Origin of the sequence: Polaribacter sp. SA4-10 (assembly GCF_002163835.1) — a bacterium.
Classification (GTDB): domain Bacteria; phylum Bacteroidota; class Bacteroidia; order Flavobacteriales; family Flavobacteriaceae; genus Polaribacter.
Map to the genome: position 1 here is coordinate 1,302,193 of NZ_CP019331.1, position 18,749 is coordinate 1,320,941.

The window sequence follows — 18,749 nt, forward strand, 5'->3', positions numbered from 1 at the left end:
ATATATAATTCTCACCTTAAACTTACTCTTCTAATTTTTGAATATTTTTATTAAAAAAGTTAAAACAAAGGGTATACCAGGTTTTATTTTTCATTTATAACACAAAATACATTAGAGCTTTAAAATTACGCTTATGTATTAAAAAACAATATGATAACTATCATAATCTATAATAAATATTTTTTAATTGATGATTTTTTTATGTATCGTATAAGGAATTGGTAGCTGCTATGATGGTTTATAAAAAACTTACGTCAATCTAAATTAAGGTACAGAATTTACTGTGTGCTACCTCATCGCTAATTTAGTGATGGAACAAAATCATATTTCAGAACAATGCGAATTTGTCAAAACACAAAAACAAGTTGTTCTTAAATTATTAAAAAATAAAAGAGATAAAATCTGGAAAAATTACCTAGAATTATAGCTTAAAAAATCAAATAATTTCAAACTCAAAGTGTACCACCAAAACGTTTAATAATTTGTACTAAAACTAAAGAACTGACAGAAAATATTAGGATTGTTAAAAATTGATTGGACGATAAAGGTATCAACGAGAGCGCTTTAGAAATAACAGGTGTAATATATGCCAGGTATGTTAAAAACACACATAAAACAATTGCTACCCAAACCCAAATATTGGTAGTAACTTCATTTTTAAAAAAGGATAAATGACGTGCAGGCATATTAAAAACATTAAGTAGTTGAGCAGAAATAAGTGTATAAAAACCCATATTATTTATTTGATTTGTAGAGAGCTTTAATACAAAAAAAGAATATACAGTAATACCCAGTACTGCTATACTTATACTTATACCATAAATTATTGTTGTTCGCCAATGTTGTTTTGTCATTATTGGTTCTTTAGCGTTTTTTGGCGGTAATTGCATTATATCCTTCTCTCCTTTTCCTAATCCTAAAGCTAATGCTGGAAAAATATCTGTTATAACATTTAAAAATAGAATTTGTAAGGGTAATAATGGAGATGGTAAGTTTAGAATTGCAGCGACACCCACAGAAAGTATTTCTGCAAAATTACTCGACAAAAGATATACTACAAACTGACGAATATTCTGAAAAATAACTCTTCCTTGTTTAATCGCCAATTCAGTTGCTATAAATTTATCATCTAACAGTATAATGTCTGCTGCTTCTCTTGCAGCATCAGTGCCTCTAATTCCCATAGCAATTCCTACATCTGCTTTCTTTAATGCTGGAATGTCATTAATACCATCTCCTATCATTCCTACAATATTGTTGTTTTTTTGAAAGAACGTTATAATGGCAATTTTTTGCTCAGGAGTTACTCTTGCAAAGACAGAAGCATTAAGAAATTGTTCTTTTTCATTTTTAGAAAGTGTTTCAATATTTTGAAAGGCATTCCCCAAAAAAACGTTCTCTTCAAACCTGTTATCAATTAGTAGTCCTATATCTGTAGCAATTTTCTTTGCAGTCCCAGGATGATCACCAGTTACCATTATTACCTTTATTCCAGCTTTTTTATAACTTTCAATTATTGGTTTTACATCTTTTCTTGCAGGATCAATAAAACCGATAACACCTATAAACGTAAGATGTTCTAATAAATCTTCCTTTTCTGGTTTTGATATTGTTTTTTTATAAGCAAAAGCTAATGTTCTAAAACCTTTTGAGGCCAAATCATTCACTTTATCACTCCATTCTTCTTTGGTATCAAAAAGTTTAGATTGCCCATTTTTTAAAATCATATTGCATTTGGTAACAACATTTTCAAAAGCTCCTTTCATATATATACAATAACCATCAATATTAGAATGCGCGGTTATCATCATCTTACTCTTGGTGTTAAATGGTATTTTAAAAATTTCAGGATTGTTATTTCTGATTGATTTTAAATCGAATCTATTTTGTTCTGCAAAATCCAATAAAGACAAATCTATAGTGTCTCCATATCTTTCTTGTATTGATAATTGCACATCATTACAAAGTATGCCTGTTAATACTAGTGCATCAAAATCTTTTCTTTGTTTCAATTTTTGTAGAAAATGAGTTTCATGAGAATGTGTGTTTTCTATCAATTGTGTTCCTAGTACAATTGTTTGTACTTTCATTTCGTCTTCCGTAAGTGTTCCTGTTTTATCTGTGCAAATAATATTAGTAGCTCCTAAAGTTTCTACATCTTCTAATTTTTTTATAATGACCTTTTTTTTTGATAGTCGGAGCATTCCGTGAGCAAGAGCAATAGTAGCTACAATTGGTAAACCTTCAGGTATTGTTGCTACTGCTAAAGCAATTCCTGTTTGAAACATTAACAAAATATCATTTCCTCTAATAATACCAGAAATCACAATAAATATGGTAAAAAAGAACGTTAGCCAAATAAGACGCCCACTCAATCTATTTAATTTTTTTTCAAGAGGCGTATGTTCTTCTTTAGCATTAATAGCCATTTCTTGAATTTTACCTAATTGGGTATTCATTCCTGTTGCTACTACAATGGCTTTTCCGCTACCAGAAAAAACAGTAGTTCCTTTAAAAATCATGTTATTTTGCGAAACTATGGGAGTGTTTATAGACCTCAACTCATTTGTTTTTTTTTCTACAGGAATGCTTTCTCCTGTTAATGAAGCCTCTTTTATCATTAAATTTTCTACGGAAATTAAGCGTGCATCTGCAGGTACAACATCACCTCTTTTAAGAATAATGATATCTCCAGGAACCAACATTGTAGTTTTCACTTCTAAAATATTTCCATCTCTTATTACTTGAGATAATAAATGACTTAAACTCATTTTTCTAAGTGCTTCTAGCGATTGTCTCGCTTGCAACTCCATAAAAAAACCAATAGCTGTTGTAATAATAATAACAATAAGTATTGCAAATCCTTCTAGCCAATTTTGAAATAGAAATGCAATTAGGGTAGCAATAGTTAGAATATATATAATTGGATCAATAAATTGATTGACTAAAATTTTCCATTTACTTTGCTTCTCCTTTTTTAAAATTTCATTTTGTTTGTAATAAAGTAGGCGTTTTAAAGCTTCTTTTGAGCTGATACCTTTATTGATATTTGTGTCAAGCTTTTTAGCTACATTCTGAAAAGAAATTGAGAAGTAATTAAGTATCATCTTTGTAACGTATAAAAAAGGTGATTAATAAAAATCACCCTTTAATCTAAATAATAGTTTTATTACTTAGATTAAAGGGTGATTAAGTTTGAAAAACTAAAAAACTTTATTAGCAGCTAATTGCACTAAGCTATTTTTATTTTTTTTGGTTCTTCCTTTTTAGTTTCTTCTTTTTTTACAATATCAAAGCTAAGAATACCGTCATGGTAACTCGCTTTAATTTCTTCCTCCTCAACATTTTCTGGTAATAGTAGCGATCTCGAAAATGAATTATAGCTAAATTCTTTTCTTGTGTAATTATCTTCTTCTTCCTTCTTAGAATCTGACTTTTCTGCAGAAATATTAAGATATCCGTTATCTACTGTTACTTCAAAATCTTTTTTTGAAAATCCTGGAGCTGCAAGCTCTATTTCAAATTTACCCTCTTCCTCTTTAATATTTAAAGCGGGTTCATCTGACTTTCCATTCCAAAAATTCTCTAATAATGACTGACCATTATTCCATAATCGATTACCTACAAATTCATCGGTATCAAATAAATCTTTTGTGCTTAGACCTCCAAATGGTCTTCTTCTGTTTTTGAATTTTACTAGTGACATAATTTTATATTTTAGGATTAAACAATTTATATTTTACGAATCTATTACCATAAAGTAATCTATGAAATGACCTATGTCAATGTGGTGAATTTTATAAAAAATAATTTCAAAATATTATTTATATTTTAGTGAAAACTAGACATAAAAATAGAACATAGTTCTTGTATTATGAAAGACACTCTAATGGTTCTTTTCAGTAATTTATAAGTATTAAGTAAAACTAGAGCAACAGCTGGAGCTCTTTTTAAATTATTAATAATAAACACTAATAAAGAATCTTCCAACTGACCTAGATCATTTCTAAAACGGTTATTCAGTAATAAATTTACTTCTGATAGATTGTCTAATTTAAAATCATAAAACTATGGCGTTAATAAGTTTTAAACACAAAAAAAGACCTTTCTCTAGTATTATTGCATCTGATTTTTTTAATGGAGACGATTTTTTTGAGAGCCCTTTATTTCTAAATACATTAGAAGAACCTGCTTTAAATATCAAAGAAACAGATGACGATTTTCAAGTTGAGTTATCGGCTCCAGGGTATTCTAAAAAAGATTTTGAAGTTAATATTGATAACGGATATCTTAATATTTCTGCGAAAAAATCAAGTGCTAAAGAAGAAAAGGAAGAAAACTATACTTGTAAAGAGTTTAGCTATAACTCTTTTGAAAAATCATTGCTTTTACCTGATACTATTGAAGATGATAAAGTAAAGGCTTCTTACAAAAACGGAATACTAAAATTCAGTCTTTCTAAAAAAGAGGAAGTTAAAAAAGTAGCACCTAAAATGGTAGAAATTTCTTAAAATTCTTTTCTAAACTGAGGAAACCGAAAGGTTTCCTCAGTTATTTATGGATCAAAACTTATATAATTCTAAAAATTACACTTTTAAAAGAATTAAAAAATAATAGGATTGATTTATTAAAAAAAATAAAAAATGAAAACATGAAAAATAAATATTATGCAGTACTAGTAGCATTGTTCCTTTATAATATTGGCACATTTGCTCAGGAGATTAAAAAAAATGATTCTATTCCTATTAATCAGTATGGTCAAAAAATTGTTAGTTCCTTAAGTTTAAATGGTGAAGCTCAAGATGGCTTTTTAAAGTTTACATCAGATGATAAAAGTTATTCATTTTGGTTTGATAATAGAGTTCAATTTGATGGTGGATTCTTTTCAGATAACACATTAAATTTAATAGGTAATGGCGCCACAATTCGTAGAGCTAGATTTGCTATTAAAGCCATTATGTGGAATAATTGGTATGCTGAGTTAGATCTAGATTTTTCAGGTTCAGCTGTAGAATTAAAAGATGCCTATATTAAATACACCTTTGATTCTGGTGATTTAAATATTAAAGCGGGTCATTTTAGAGAAAGCTTTGGGTTGGAAACCAACACAACTTCTCGATATGTAAATTTTATAGAACGTTCTTTAGCCTCCAAATTAGACCCATCACGTCATTTAGGAATCCAAGTAAACCATTGGGCAGAAAAATATGTAGTATCTGGAGGTGTTCATTTTAATACAGTTGGTGACTTAGAAGAAGTTACTTTTTCTAAAGATGCTAATAAAGATTATGGTTTAGATGAAGGATATGCATATACGGGTAGAGTTGTTTATAGACCTATTATTGATAATAAAAAAGTACTGCATTTAGGTTTTGCAGCCACCTATCGAACTCCACAAACCACTGCTGAAGTGCCAAATTCATTTAGATATAGTACACGTTCGTATACTTCAATCAATAGAAAAAAATACATAGATACTGATGATATTTTGAATGTTGATAATACAAACATGTTTGATTTTGAACTGGCTGGGTCTTATAAAGGGCTTCTGTTTCAAAGCGAGTATAAAATAGCAAATGTGAATAGAATAGATGATTTATCCACAGTTAATCTAAATGGTTTTTATGCTCAAGTTGGGTATTTACTTTTTGGAGGTACATACAACTATAACAAAGCTGAAGGGGAATTCACTAGAATTACGAGAGGTAAAGAATATGGTGACTTAGAACTTGCTTTTAGATACGATTTTGTTGATGCCAATGATTTTGATGCTGAGATTTATGGAGGTGCTGCTGAAGGGTATACAGTTGGTTTAAATTATCACTTTAACCCAAATGTAAAATTCATGGTCAACTTTGTATATACTAATAATGATAGATATGCTAATGGAAAAGGTAAATTATACGTTGGCCACGATATTAATGGTGATTTAACTAAAGATCCTTTAGATGTTGTAGAAAAAAATGGCAATGCAGGTGATGACTTTAGTATGGTAACTATGAGATTAGAAATTGATTTTTAAAAATTTTAAAACAAGATTAAAATGAAAAATTTAAAATATTTATTAGTAATAACTTTAGTTATACTAACGAGTTGCGTAGATGATGAGGCAATAGAAGACACTTCTGGACCCGTAGTTTCTGAAGCTGTTAAACTGAACGAAATTATGTCAACTGGCGACCCAGATTGGCTAGAGTTATATAATGGTGGTAGTGCAAGCATTAACATATCAGGTTATACATTATCAGACACAAGTCAGGAATGGACTATTGATAACCTTTCTATTGCAGCTGGTGAATTTGTTACCTTTAATTGTGATGATTCAAATGTGGCAAATGTTGCAACCAATTTCAAAATTTCTTCAGGTGGAGAAAAAATCACCCTAAGAAATGTTGCTGGAGAAATTATTGATGAAATAACAACACCAGATATGGCTTCACAAGTTGGGTTAACTTATGGACGAGAAGTAGATGGTGGTAATACTTGGGTTGTACAAAGCCCATCAAAAGGGATGGCAAATAGCAATGTAAATTTAGCACCTGTAATTACCGCAGAACCGTTAACTGAATTTGATAACCTTTATGCTGTGAATGTTTCTGATGCTGAAGGACTAGCTGCTGTTAAATTAGTGTTTATGATAAATGAAGGAGTGCAGTCTATTGATATGGCTTTAGTTGAAGGAGCGTTTAAAACTTCTGTACCCAAAACTAATGTAGGTGATATTATACAATATTATATCGTAGCAACAGACAATACAGGTTTAACAACCTATTATCCTGAAAATGGTAATAATACGCCAGCTACTTTTACAGTTTTAGGTGGTATTGATAAATTAGAAATAGTAGGTGAAAGCGCTGGATTTAGGGGGGAAGTAACTTTTACAGCCTATCCTTTTTACCCAGAACAAGTAGATGAAATTAGATTGTATTATTTATTACCAGGTGAGTTACAAGACGACGTTAATGATGATAAAACGAAAGTAGTTTTATCTAAAAACAATGATACTTTTGTAGGTGTTATTCCTGCTCAAAATACAGATGATATAATTAGATATTACCTAAGAGTTGAATATATTGAGGGTACTCAAACCTATTATCCTCTTGAAAATGGTGGAGATTTTAATCATGATTTAGGTACAACCTGGCCAAGTTATACGGTTGAAGCAATCAACTACGATGACGTTGTTAATACAACAATTAACGCTTCTACAGGACCTTTAACAAGTGTTCTATTCCCAACAAACCCAGTACCTGATACTGATATTAATATCGTTTTAGCTTATTCAAGTTCAGAAACTATTCTAGAAGCTCGTATTTATTTTTCTGTAGGAGACTCACCATTTTATTTAAAAGCAAATAAAATTTCAGGTGAAGATGATGCCTCGTTTACACAAACGAGAGTTACTATTAATTTAAAAGATGTAGTTACAGATGGTGATCTTTTATCTTTAAGTGAAACGGGTGCAAAAGTTTCTTTCTATGTAAGAATTGCTACAGCAACAGCAGAATATTATTATTCAAATGATGGCACTATGTATTTAGATGATACTCCAGGAGGAGGAACAACAGATGAATCTGATGCTTTTAAAGCAGATCCTTCACTTTGGAATGTATATAATGTTCAATAGTAATGGTAGAACAAGCAATGACAATTGGAGAAATATCAAAGCCACGTTTTGAGTTTAGGTCCTTTGGACAGAATTTTGACAAACAAGCAAAATTGATGGCTCGTTTATCAGTTCCTGTTCCTAAAAAAGTATGGGAACGAGAATCAAGCGAAATATACATCCTATCTAAAACAAATAATCTCAATAACACCAAAATACGAGATGGTAAAATGGATATAAAAACCTATGTAAAAACGGTTAATGGTTTAGAACAATGGAATCCTTTAATGAAGGAGGAATTCCCTATTTCTAAATCGGTTTTGGTAACTGATATTTTTCCTGCTTTTCAAGTAAAAGCACCAATATTATATCAAGATGCTTATACTTTGGAAGAATTTTTGGAACTGATTGATGCGCATAAAGAGCTACAAGGTGTTCAAATTCATAAACAACGTTTTGGTTATATGGTAAATAACACCATTTGTGAAATAGCGAATGTACTTATTAATGGAGCCAAAGTTGTTACTATAAATTCTGAATCAACAGCGATAGAAGCTATTAAAAAAACAATATCAGATGTTGGTTTAATTGGTGTTGAAAATATCAATTATTTACAAGCAATTAAAAGAGTAATTGGCTGGATTAATAAGCCACTTGCAAATTAATACATCATGAAAAACAGAGAAATTGAAAGGAAATTTTTAATAAAAAATAATGCATTTAAAAAAGAGTCTATAAAAGCAATGAGAATAACCCAAGGTTATTTGTCTTCAGTTCCTGAAAGAACCGTTCGCATACGAATAAGAGATAACCAAGCTTTTATTACTGTAAAAGGAATCAGTAATAAATTAGGTGCATCTCGTTTTGAATGGGAAAAAGAAATCCCATTAGAGGATGCAAAAGAGTTGCTAAAAATATGCGAACCAGGAATCATTGATAAAACTCGTTTTAATGTACAATTAGGTAATCATCGTTTTGAAGTAGATGAGTTTTATGGTGAAAATAAAGGTCTGGTGATTGCAGAATTGGAGTTAACGTCTGAAGATGAAAGTTTTGAAAAACCAGATTGGTTGGGCAAGGAAGTAACAGGAGAAGTAAAATACTATAATTCAATGTTAATGAAACATCCATTTAAAAACTGGGAATAAATAAAATTATCTTTTTTAATTGTGATTAAAAACAACACTGAGGTTCAAAAACACTTAAATGGAAGCGATTAAGCAGAAAAAAGAATTTGATGTTCTAGACATGCGAAATTACCGCATGGAAAAACTTCCTATAAAAGAAAAATCAAAATTTGAGAAATTTTTAGTAAAAATTGGAGGACCATTGGCTATTTTATCTTTTATACTCCTATTATTTTTTATTGATATTCCGTTTTTAGAACATATAAATACAGCCACTTTAAGTAAAAGCGGAAAAGCAAATTTTGATGCTATTGGTCTTCAGCAATTTATTCATTCCAATAAAGCCATGTTGGCCATTTTTGTAGCATCACTTATCTTATGGATTACTGAAGCCATACCCAATTACTTAACCTCACTAATATTAATTATTACGCTGGTATTAACAAAAGTATTGCCAGAAGAGGTTGCCTACGCACAATTAGGTCATAAGGTGATGTGGCTAAATATAATGTCATTTATTTTAGCCAGTATGTTGGTAGCAACTGGTATTGCCAAACGTTTTGCCTTATGGTTTATTCTTAAGTTTGGTAAAAATGCTTCTTCAGTTATGCTGAGTTTTATGGTTATAAATATCATTTTATCGCTATTTATCTCTGCAACAACTGCAAAAGCAGCTATTTTATTACCTATTATGATGGTTGTTGCTGCTGTTTATGGTGCTTCAAAAGGAGATCGAAACAATTTTGGAAGGAATTTAATTATTCAAAATTTATTTCAAATAAATATGGGCGCTTCTTCATTCTTAACAGGTTCTGGTGCTAATTTATTAGCAGCTTCTTTAATTGCTGGAGCAATTGGAACTGATATATTTTTTTCACAATGGATGCTAGCCTCTTTTCCTGTAGCCTTAGGTTTAATGCTAATTGGTTGGATTATAGGCACAAAAATTATCTTTCCTATTCCTAAAGAAGAACGGTTACCAAGTATAACTGGAGGTATGGAAAGTTTAAAAAAGGAATTGGAAAGTATGGGTGAATTTTCTTTCATTGAAGTAAAATCTATTATTATTTTTAGTTTAATCTTAGGGTTCTGGATAACAGATAGATGGCACGGAATTAGCCCAACTGCAGTCGCTTTTGTAGGTGCAATTGTTGCGTTATTACCTAGAATAGGAATTATAAAATGGAATGATGTTGATATACCATGGCACTTATTATTGTTCTCGGCAGGCGCTTACACTTTGGGTGCTGGATTTAATGTAACAGATTTACCTTCAATTTCTGTAAACGCATTTTTTGATGCCTTAGGGTTTAGTACTAACACACCTTTTTGGGTCTTATATATTGTATTAACCGGTGTAATGATATTTAGTTCATTGTTGATGCAATCTAAAACCATGCGAACAATGATTTTTATTCCTATTGCTATAGGAATTGCAACTCGTTTTAATTTTGAAATTATTAGTCTGGCATTACCAATGGCACTTTTAATTGAGCATGTGTATGTATTGCCTTTTAACAGTAAACCAGGGTTGTTACTCTACTCTACCAATCATTATAGTATGTCTGACGCTTTTAAATTTGGTTTTTCCATGCAGTGCATCGCTTGGATAACTTCTATATTAATGGCAATGACCTATTATAAATGGTTGGAAATTACACCTAATGGGTTGTTCTAATTCATAAATATTATGATTAAAAGTACTATTAAAATACATGATAAATTTTCAGTAGTTATCGATGTTACTTATGATAAAATTTTTGAAAGAAAAAAATCAGAATATACAACCATAACCTACTTATTTTTTCCTGACAGTTTAAATATTAATAATAAAACATATCCAAGTACAAAATTTTATAATGATGTAAGATTGTTTATTAAATATGATACTCCATACCATTCTTTAAACGAAATTGATAGTGTAGAGAACTCTTTATTAAAAAAGTTGCATAAAAATACGGAGACTTTTATTAAAGATCCTTCTAAAAGAAACAGGTCTTTATATGAAGAACGGGTAAAAATGTTTGCTTCAACTTTTAGTGCCTTACTAAGCGATCAAGTAGATGAGTTTATCAATACTAAAAACTTAATTTATAATGAGATTGAGCCGTTTTTAATTACAATACCAACGATACTTTCTCAATATAGATTGTTGGTCCTTAAAATTTCTTCTTCTTCTTTAAAACCTGACGACAAGAAATTTATTTTGTATGCTGATGAGCATATAAGTAATGTTGTTGAATTACAACTAATGCGGTTATATAATCATTTACAAAAGAACGTTTCTAAAGAAAAACTAGATACAATTATAAAAATAATAGATGAGGAACAAAAGTATAAAAAAAATGTAGACTATGATTCTCCCAAAAATAAATCTATTCCCCCAGAAGACTTATTATACAAAAGAAATCAATTAAAAAAGTATATAGATAGTGTGTTTTTCTTAAATCAGGATATTCGTAAAGATGGTGCTGTTTTTGAGCAAACCTTGTTAGCTATTTCCGCTGGTCTTGCCATGATATTTTCAACAGGAGTGGCGTTCTATTTTCAAAAATATTATGGGAGTTTAACTACACCTTTTTTTATTGCTTTGGTTGTAAGTTATATGCTAAAGGATAGAATAAAAGGTTTTATAAGTCTGTTGTTTGTAAGCAAATCCAGTACTTTTCTTTATGATTATAAAATAAATATTACAGATTCAATGAATAAGAAAATTGGACTTTTTAAAGAAAGTTTTGTTTTTGTTCCTTTTAAAAAACTAGAACCTACCATTAGAAATTATCGCTTTAAAGATAGAATTATAAACACAAGAACATTGCGAGAACAAATCATTCAGTATAAAAAGAAAGTAATTTTATATCCTACTAAATTTGGTAAAGACTTGCCAGATGAAGATATTTTGGGGTTAACAGATATTACACGATTTAATTTTCATCGATTTATACAGTACATGGATGATCCTGAAAAGGATTATATTTTAGTGAAAAAAGGAGAACTATATACCAAAGTTGCAGACAAGGTATACCCCATAAATATTATTCAAAAACAGTATACAGAAGTGGGTATTGAATTTAACCGCTACCGAATTATTATGAGCAGAAATGGAATAAAACGTATTGAAAAAGTACTTTAAAATAGCATTTAACACAAAAATAAAGTTCCTTGATTTTAAGCATATTATAAATATTTAACTTGATAAAATCATACAAAAGGTGACCTCTTAACTAACTTTAAACGAAACAGTGAATAGTGAATAGTGTATAGTGAAGAGTGAACAGTAAACAGTAAACAGTAAACAGTGATTATATAATGAAAATTTAGAAGAGCCACGAAACAGAACCGTTAAAAAAAAAGGATTAACTGAAATTTTTAGGCCTATTTTATAATTCTTCTTTTTATTTATGATCTAAGTCATAAATAAAAAACAACCAGTTAAATATCTTTGAAACTAAAATAAGTAATAGCATATTATGAAAATAGGATTCCTACTTCCCATATTATGATTTAATCATCTATCCAAAAGAACTAATAAGTTAGAGGGACATTGAAAGGAATAATATAGATGCTGTTTTTCAACTAGAAGATACTATTAGCAATAAATTTTGATAATCATACATAAATAAATTAATGAAAGATCAAGAGTTCGCATTAAAAATTTTTGAAGCTACAATGGAAGGTATTTTAGTTGTAGATGAGTTAGGAACTATAATAAAGTCTAATCCAGCTTGCGAGTGTCTGTTTGGTTATCAACAAGGAGGTTTAGTTGGTGTAAAAGTTGAAAAATTAATACCGGTTACATTTAGAAACAAACATTTGGTTTATAGAAGTGCATATACAAAAGCACCCAAAAATCAATCTATGAGAAGAGTTATGGATCTTCAAGGTTTTAAAAAAGATGGTTCACAATTTCCCGTAGAAATAAGTCTAAGTCCAACAACAATAGATAATAATGAAGCAGTTATTATATTAATAATAGATGTTACTCAGCGAATCTTAACAAAAAATAATTCTCAAATAGATGAGAACAAAATAATCGAAGTACAAAACACTTCTCTTAAAAAAAGCAATTCTTGGAACTTAAGAACAGCTGATAGAAATGGATCTGATAAAATTTATAAAACACTTTCAGAAGACAGTTATAGAGTTCCTGATAAAATAAAACTAGTAACTAATACTGCAGAAAAAAAGAAGGTAGAAACAAAAGCGATCAAGAATCAACAAGAGTTACAAGCCGATACCATTAAATTAAAAGAAAAAATTGATAAGCGTACTCATGAACTCCAAGTTACAGTGCATCAATTATTAGAGAGTAATTTAAACTTAGAAGACCAAATAAGAATTACTAAAGCCGCAGAAAATGAAGCATTAAGCAGCCAAGCTATGTGCTTTGCCATTGCTGAAAATTTCCCAAAAGGTATTATCACTGTAGTAAACAATGATTTTGAAATTTTATATTGTGTTGGAGAAGGTTTAAGGGTGATGAATTTAGATGAAATTAATTTGAAAGGAATGAAAATTGATGAAATTGACATTTTTTCTTTAGAACTAAGAGCTAAATTAAAAAAAAATATTCAAGAAACTCTTAATGGAAAACACCTCTCTTTTGAAACCAATTATAACAATACTACTTTCGCTGTAAATACGACTCCTTTATTTGATGAAAACCAAAAAATTGATAGAGCTTTATTGGTCTATAACGATATTAATAATCAAAAAAACATAGAACAAGAGATTCGTAACTCCCTAAAAAAAGAACATGAACTTAATGAATTAAAATCTCGTTTCATTTCTACCGCATCCCATGAATTCAGAACCCCTTTAAGTGTTATTCTTTCTTCTACTACACTTATAGAAAAGTTAAATAAACAAGGATTTGAAGAGAAAAGAAAGAAGCATTTAGAGAGGATTAAATCTAATGTAAGAAACTTAGTGGTGATTCTTAATGACTTTTTATCCATAAGTAAATTAGAAGAAGGAAAAGTTGTAGCAAGACCAAAACTTTTTGATCTTATAGCATTTTCAAGTTCAGTAATTAATGAAATAAAACCAAATAAAAAGAACGGACAAATTATTACTCTAATAAAAAACACTGCTGAAGTAGAAGTCTGCTTAGATCCAAAACTGATGCTTCATATACTGTCTAATTTATTATCAAATGCTATTAAATACTCTCCAAAAGACAAGAAAATTTCATTAGTAATAACAAAAAACGAAAAGCACATCACTTTAGAAGTTGTAGATGAAGGTATTGGTATTCCAAAAAGTGAACATAAAAATATATTCGAACGTTTTTTTAGAGCTAAAAATTCAGTAAATATTCAAGGAACAGGCTTAGGATTAAATATTGTGAAGCAAAATACAGAATTAATGGGCGGAACTATCAGCTTTAAAAGTAAGCTTAATAAAGGAACTTCCTTTAAGGTAGAATTACCAATAAATATAAAATAAAAAACAGGTATTGTTGAAGATCTAAGAGAGCATACTGTTGCTATTTTAGCATTTAATAATTGTGGAATCGATACAACGGAGAATGATAAAACAGGTATAGCAAAGGAAAAAACTAGATATAAACTATGTATTTAAAAGTAAAAAACCTACTATACCTGCTATAAAAATAATGCCATATCCCACTAATACATATTTTTTAATAAGCTTACTTCCAGAATAAAACGTAATACCAATTTTAACTACTGTATTTGATAATGTTGCTAATAAAATGGCATTTTGAGCCGTTAAAAAATTAAGAGTAGTTCCTCCTAATTTTGATACTGAAATTGCAATAGCATCAATATCTGTTAATGCACTAATAGCACTAGAAATGTAAATTCCCTTAGCGCCATACTCATTACTAGCATAACTAACTAAAATTAATATACCTGTATAAAGAAGTCCAAAAAATACAGCATCTTTTATATTAAGAGGTTCACCTAAAGGTAATACATCTTTAATTTTTTTTTGTCCTTTTTGTTTATTGTAAAAGAATAATGTGGTTCCCAAGGCTGCACAAAAAATTATGAATAATGGAAGTTTTAGGTTCTCTAACATTTCTCTATTAAAAATATAAACCCAAACCACAACTCTTAGAACCATAATGCTAGCTGCTGCAAAAATTGCAATTGCATAATTGGCTGAAAGCGCTGGTGTTTCTTTACTTTTTTTTGAAAAAGTCCAGGTTACTATTGTACTAGAAACTAAACCTCCAAAAATACCCGTGAGTAATATACCTCTATTGGTTCCTAAAAATTTCATTAGAATATAGCCAATGAAACCAATACCTGAAGTTAATACAATAATCCACCCTACTTCTCTTGGGTTAATAACATTATAAGGTCCAAAATTTTGATTGGGTAGAAAAGGTAAAATTAACAATGCAATGACCACAAAGCGAATAAATGCGGATAGTTCTTGTTTGTTAATTTGTCCAATAATATTTTTAAATTTCATTTTTAAGGACAATAACACTACAAGAATTACAGTCAAAGCCAAACTAAACTCAATATATCCTAACAATGTTAGCCCACCCAGTAAATAAATTAAAATAGTAGCAAACTCAGTAGTACTACCTATTTCACCTTTACTACCTGAAATCCAATATGAAATAGAAACAATCACTACAACACTTATTAAACCAATAATAAAAATCCAGGGATGAATAAGAAAATTAAGTAATGCGAAAGTAAACCCCAAAACTGCAACAATAGATAGTGTTCTAAGTCCTGCAAAAATTTCCTTATGGTTTGAACTAGAAAATTCTCGTTCTAATCCTATAACGAGTCCGATTCCTAAAGAAATAAGCATTCTTATTAGAAACTCAGATTGTGTAAGTTTAAAATTTTCTGTTTGTATGATAAGAATCTCTTCCATTATTCTTGCGGTTTTGACACTTCTTTAAAAACAAAAGCAAATACAAATCATAAAAAGCAAAACTAAAATAAACAAGTCTGTTATAATAATTTTTTGATAAATGAAAAAGGTCTTGAAGCCAATAACTAAACAAATTTTCTGCACAGGTTATTTTATAGCATAAAAAGGTAAGAATAAAAAAACACAAATTAAAAAATAACTAAAACGATACTTTTTATACGTTAAAGTAAAAAAAGCAGCGTAACAATTGTTAAAAAATTAACTATAAACCAATTAATATATTAATCTATATTATGATGAAGAACAAAAGATATCAAATTAATTTATGCGCTATTATAATTATTACAATACATATTACACTAATCATTTAACAAATTTAAAAGTTAAAAAAGCATATTGAAATGACCTAGATCATAAATATTAAGTTAATTCTTTTTAAAAATTGAAAAATTAATAGATAGATTCTTATTTATATTATTTGAAGAAAATATAGGTATCTGACCTCAAACTGTCAGTTTTCACAAAAAATAAACCCTTACAATCAAATGATTATAAGGGTTTTTGCGGAGAAAGAGGGATTCGAACCCCCGGACCTGTTACAGTCAATAGTTTTCAAGACTACCGCATTCGACCGCTCTGCCATTTCTCCAGTGTGTCTCATCAGGTATTCCCTGAATGCGGCTGCAAATATAGAAACCTTTTTCATTATATCGAAATAAAATAAATGTTTTTTATCTAAAATTTTAGGAATAATATTTAATTAAATATAACTCCCTAATAATCAAGATAAATAACCACAATTTAAAGGCTTAAAAATAATTTATTATTAATAGCAACTCCTTTATTATTTGATACTTTAGTATATTTACATTCAATTTTATAAAAACGAACTATGCCTTTTAATTCTTTCGGAAATTTATTGAGAGTAACAACTTATGGAGAATCACACGGAACTGCTATTGGTGGTGTTATTGATGGGTTTCCTGCTGGATTAAATGTAGATTTTGATGCGATACAAGCAGAATTAGACAGAAGAAAACCAGGACAGTCTAAAATTGTAACTCAGCGTAAAGAACCAGATACTGTAGAATTTTTGTCTGGTATCTTTGAAGGAAAAACTACTGGAACTTCTATCGGTTTTATTATAAAAAACACAAATCAAAAATCTAAAGATTACAACCACAATACAAATGTGTATAGACCATCTCATGCAGATTACACCTATGATAAGAAATTTGGTGAAAGAGATTACAGAGGTGGTGGTAGAAGTTCTGCTCGTGAAACCGCAAATTGGGTAGTTGCAGGAGCTTTGGCAAAACAATTAATTTCTAGTATGAATATTAATGCGTTTACTTCTTCTGTTGGTGAAATATTTTTAGACAAACCTTATCAAGAATTAGATTTTTCTAAAACTGAAAGTAATATTGTACGTTGCCCTGATGAAGCTTCTGCAGAAAAAATGATTACTAAAATTCAAGAAATTAGAAAAGCGGGTGATACAATTGGAGGAACCGTTACATGTGTCGCTCAAAATGTACCTGTAGGCTTGGGAGAGCCAATTTTCAATAAATTACATGCAGAGTTAGGTAAAGCAATGCTATCTATTAATGCCGTTAAAGGTTTTGAATTTGGTAGCGGTTTTTGTGGAGCAAAAATGAAAGGCTCAGAACATAATGATATATTTAATGCTGATGGTTCTACACAATCTAATTTGTCTGGAGGAGTTCAAGGAGGAATTAGTAACGGAATGGATATCTACTTTAGAGTAGCTTTTAAACCTGTTGCAACCATTATGAGTTCTCAACAAACAATAAATTCTGAATACGAAGTTACAGAGATAACAGGAAAAGGAAGACATGATCCTTGTGTTGTTCCAAGAGCTGTCCCTATCGTAGAAGCTTTAACAGCTTTGGTTTTAGCAGATTTTTGGTTACTAAATAAGACTCGGAAAATTTAACATGTATCTTCTTACAAATAAGGATAAATACCTTTGTAGATTTTTTTAATTTGAATCATTCTATTAAGTACCTTTAAACCTGTGAAAAGTAGTAGAATCTATTTTATTGATATTGTTAGAGCATTTGCCATTTTAATGATGTTGCAAGGTCATTTTATTCACACTTTTTTAGGAAATACCTATGGTGATTTAAATCCAACTATCTTTAGAATTTGGTCTTATTTTAGAGGAATTACTGCACCTATTTTTTTTACAATTTCTGGTTTAATATTTACGTACCTTTTACTAAAGTCTAAAGAAAAAGGGACCGAAAAATACAGAATGAAAAAAGGAATAACTAGAGGCTTTATGCTTATTGGTATCGGTTATTTAATTCGAATTCCTTTTGTGCAATGGTTTTCAGGAAAATTTAACTCAAAATTTATTGCGATTGATGTATTACAATGTATTGGAGTAAGTTTACTTCTAATAGTAAGTTTATATTTTTTAAGTGCTAAAAAAACTATTGTGTTTTCCTTAATTACTCTTGGCATAGGTGTACTTATCTTTTTATTTGAACCGCTATACAGAACTTTGAATATAGAAGTAATTCCTGAGTTTCTAGGCAACTATATTTCAAAAAATAATGGGTCTATATTTACGGTACTACCATGGTTTGGATATTCTTCTTTTGGTGCTTTTATAGCTACTTTATTTTATTGGAATTTAGACAAACCTCATTTTAAGAAAACGATGATATTTTCTTTCTTTTTTTGTGGTATTTTTTTAATTTTTTATTCGTCATCTACACTAATTAAATTATATAACCAAACTGATATTCAATTATTTAAAAGTGTTGCTTATTATAATTATTTATACGCTAGACTTGGTGATGTACTTATTTGCTTTGCGTTCTTTTATAGCCTAGAACAGTACTTAAAACATCCTGTAATCTTAAAAATTGGAGAAAAAACATTGTCTATTTATATCATCCATTTTATCATTATTTATGGCAGTTTTATTCAATTTGGGTTGCAACATTTTATAGAGAAAAACCTAAACCCGTGGCAAAGTGCTATTGGAGCAATTCTTTTTTTAGTAGGAGTTTGCCTTATTGCATTCTACTACAAAAAACCAATCTCCTATCTTTATACAACCATTGCTTCATACAAAATAAAAAAAAGGTTGATATCGATTTTACCAAATAAGTTATAAG

The 18,749-nt window shown here is 29.5% G+C and carries 13 protein-coding genes and 1 tRNA gene; 10 read left to right on the plus strand and 4 right to left on the minus strand.

Going from position 1 to position 18,749, the window contains the following annotated elements:
• Positions 1–452 precede the first annotated feature (452 nt).
• Together BTO04_RS05735 and BTO04_RS05740 are read right to left on the minus strand one after the other, a co-directional pair.
• Positions 453–3,107, minus strand: coding sequence for a cation-transporting P-type ATPase (locus BTO04_RS05735; RefSeq protein ID WP_087563591.1), 2,655 nt, complete (start codon positions 3,105–3,107; stop codon positions 453–455).
• 125 nt (positions 3,108–3,232) lie between these two features.
• Positions 3,233–3,706: an Hsp20/alpha crystallin family protein gene (locus tag BTO04_RS05740; RefSeq protein WP_087563592.1), complete on the minus strand. Its 474-nt coding sequence runs from the start codon at positions 3,704–3,706 to the stop codon at positions 3,233–3,235.
• Between the two features lie 364 nt (positions 3,707–4,070).
• Here BTO04_RS05740 and BTO04_RS05745 point away from each other — a divergent pair, with 364 nt between their 5' ends.
• The 8 genes from BTO04_RS05745 (at position 4,071) to BTO04_RS05780 (ending at position 14,181) form a co-directional block, all read left to right on the plus strand.
• Positions 4,071–4,511, plus strand: coding sequence for an Hsp20/alpha crystallin family protein (locus tag BTO04_RS05745; RefSeq protein WP_087563593.1), 441 nt, complete (start codon positions 4,071–4,073; stop codon positions 4,509–4,511).
• 140 nt (positions 4,512–4,651) lie between these two features.
• Entirely contained in the window at positions 4,652–6,022 is a 1,371-nt protein-coding gene (locus tag BTO04_RS05750; RefSeq protein ID WP_087563594.1) for an OprO/OprP family phosphate-selective porin, read from the plus strand.
• Between the two features lie 21 nt (positions 6,023–6,043).
• Positions 6,044–7,627, plus strand: a complete 1,584-nt coding sequence (locus tag BTO04_RS05755) for a lamin tail domain-containing protein (protein WP_087563595.1) — start codon at positions 6,044–6,046, stop codon at positions 7,625–7,627.
• Between the two features lie 2 nt (positions 7,628–7,629).
• Entirely contained in the window at positions 7,630–8,271 is a 642-nt protein-coding gene (locus tag BTO04_RS05760; protein ID WP_087563596.1) for a hypothetical protein, read from the plus strand.
• Positions 8,272–8,277: 6 nt separating this feature from the next.
• Positions 8,278–8,754: a CYTH domain-containing protein gene (locus tag BTO04_RS05765; RefSeq protein WP_087563597.1), complete on the plus strand. Its 477-nt coding sequence runs from the start codon at positions 8,278–8,280 to the stop codon at positions 8,752–8,754.
• A gap of 58 nt (positions 8,755–8,812) precedes the next feature.
• Positions 8,813–10,411 carry an SLC13 family permease gene (locus tag BTO04_RS05770; RefSeq protein WP_087563598.1) on the plus strand — a complete coding sequence of 533 codons (1,599 nt, stop codon included), beginning with the start codon at positions 8,813–8,815 and terminating at the stop codon, positions 10,409–10,411.
• A gap of 12 nt (positions 10,412–10,423) precedes the next feature.
• Positions 10,424–11,866, plus strand: coding sequence for a hypothetical protein (locus tag BTO04_RS05775; protein ID WP_087563599.1), 1,443 nt, complete (start codon positions 10,424–10,426; stop codon positions 11,864–11,866).
• Between the two features lie 494 nt (positions 11,867–12,360).
• Positions 12,361–14,181 carry a PAS domain-containing sensor histidine kinase gene (locus BTO04_RS05780; protein ID WP_087563600.1) on the plus strand — a complete coding sequence of 607 codons (1,821 nt, stop codon included), beginning with the start codon at positions 12,361–12,363 and terminating at the stop codon, positions 14,179–14,181.
• A 123-nt stretch (positions 14,182–14,304) separates the two neighbouring features.
• On the opposite strand, the gene BTO04_RS05785 is transcribed toward BTO04_RS05780, so the two are convergent.
• Positions 14,305–15,597 (minus strand): MgtC/SapB family protein, encoded by a 1,293-nt coding sequence (locus BTO04_RS05785; RefSeq protein ID WP_087563601.1) that lies wholly within the window; start codon positions 15,595–15,597, stop codon positions 14,305–14,307.
• Positions 15,598–16,161: 564 nt separating this feature from the next.
• Positions 16,162–16,246: transfer RNA gene (locus BTO04_RS05790), tRNA-Ser, on the minus strand.
• A gap of 243 nt (positions 16,247–16,489) precedes the next feature.
• Between BTO04_RS05790 and aroC the strand changes: the two genes are divergently transcribed.
• Both aroC and BTO04_RS05800 read left to right on the plus strand, forming a co-directional pair.
• Positions 16,490–17,554: a chorismate synthase gene (gene aroC, locus BTO04_RS05795; RefSeq protein WP_087563602.1), complete on the plus strand. Its 1,065-nt coding sequence runs from the start codon at positions 16,490–16,492 to the stop codon at positions 17,552–17,554.
• An 81-nt stretch (positions 17,555–17,635) separates the two neighbouring features.
• The gene (locus BTO04_RS05800) at positions 17,636–18,748 is read left to right on the plus strand and encodes a heparan-alpha-glucosaminide N-acetyltransferase domain-containing protein (protein ID WP_087563603.1); all 1,113 of its coding nucleotides are present in this window, start codon (positions 17,636–17,638) and stop codon (positions 18,746–18,748) included.
• Position 18,749 lies beyond the last annotated feature (1 nt).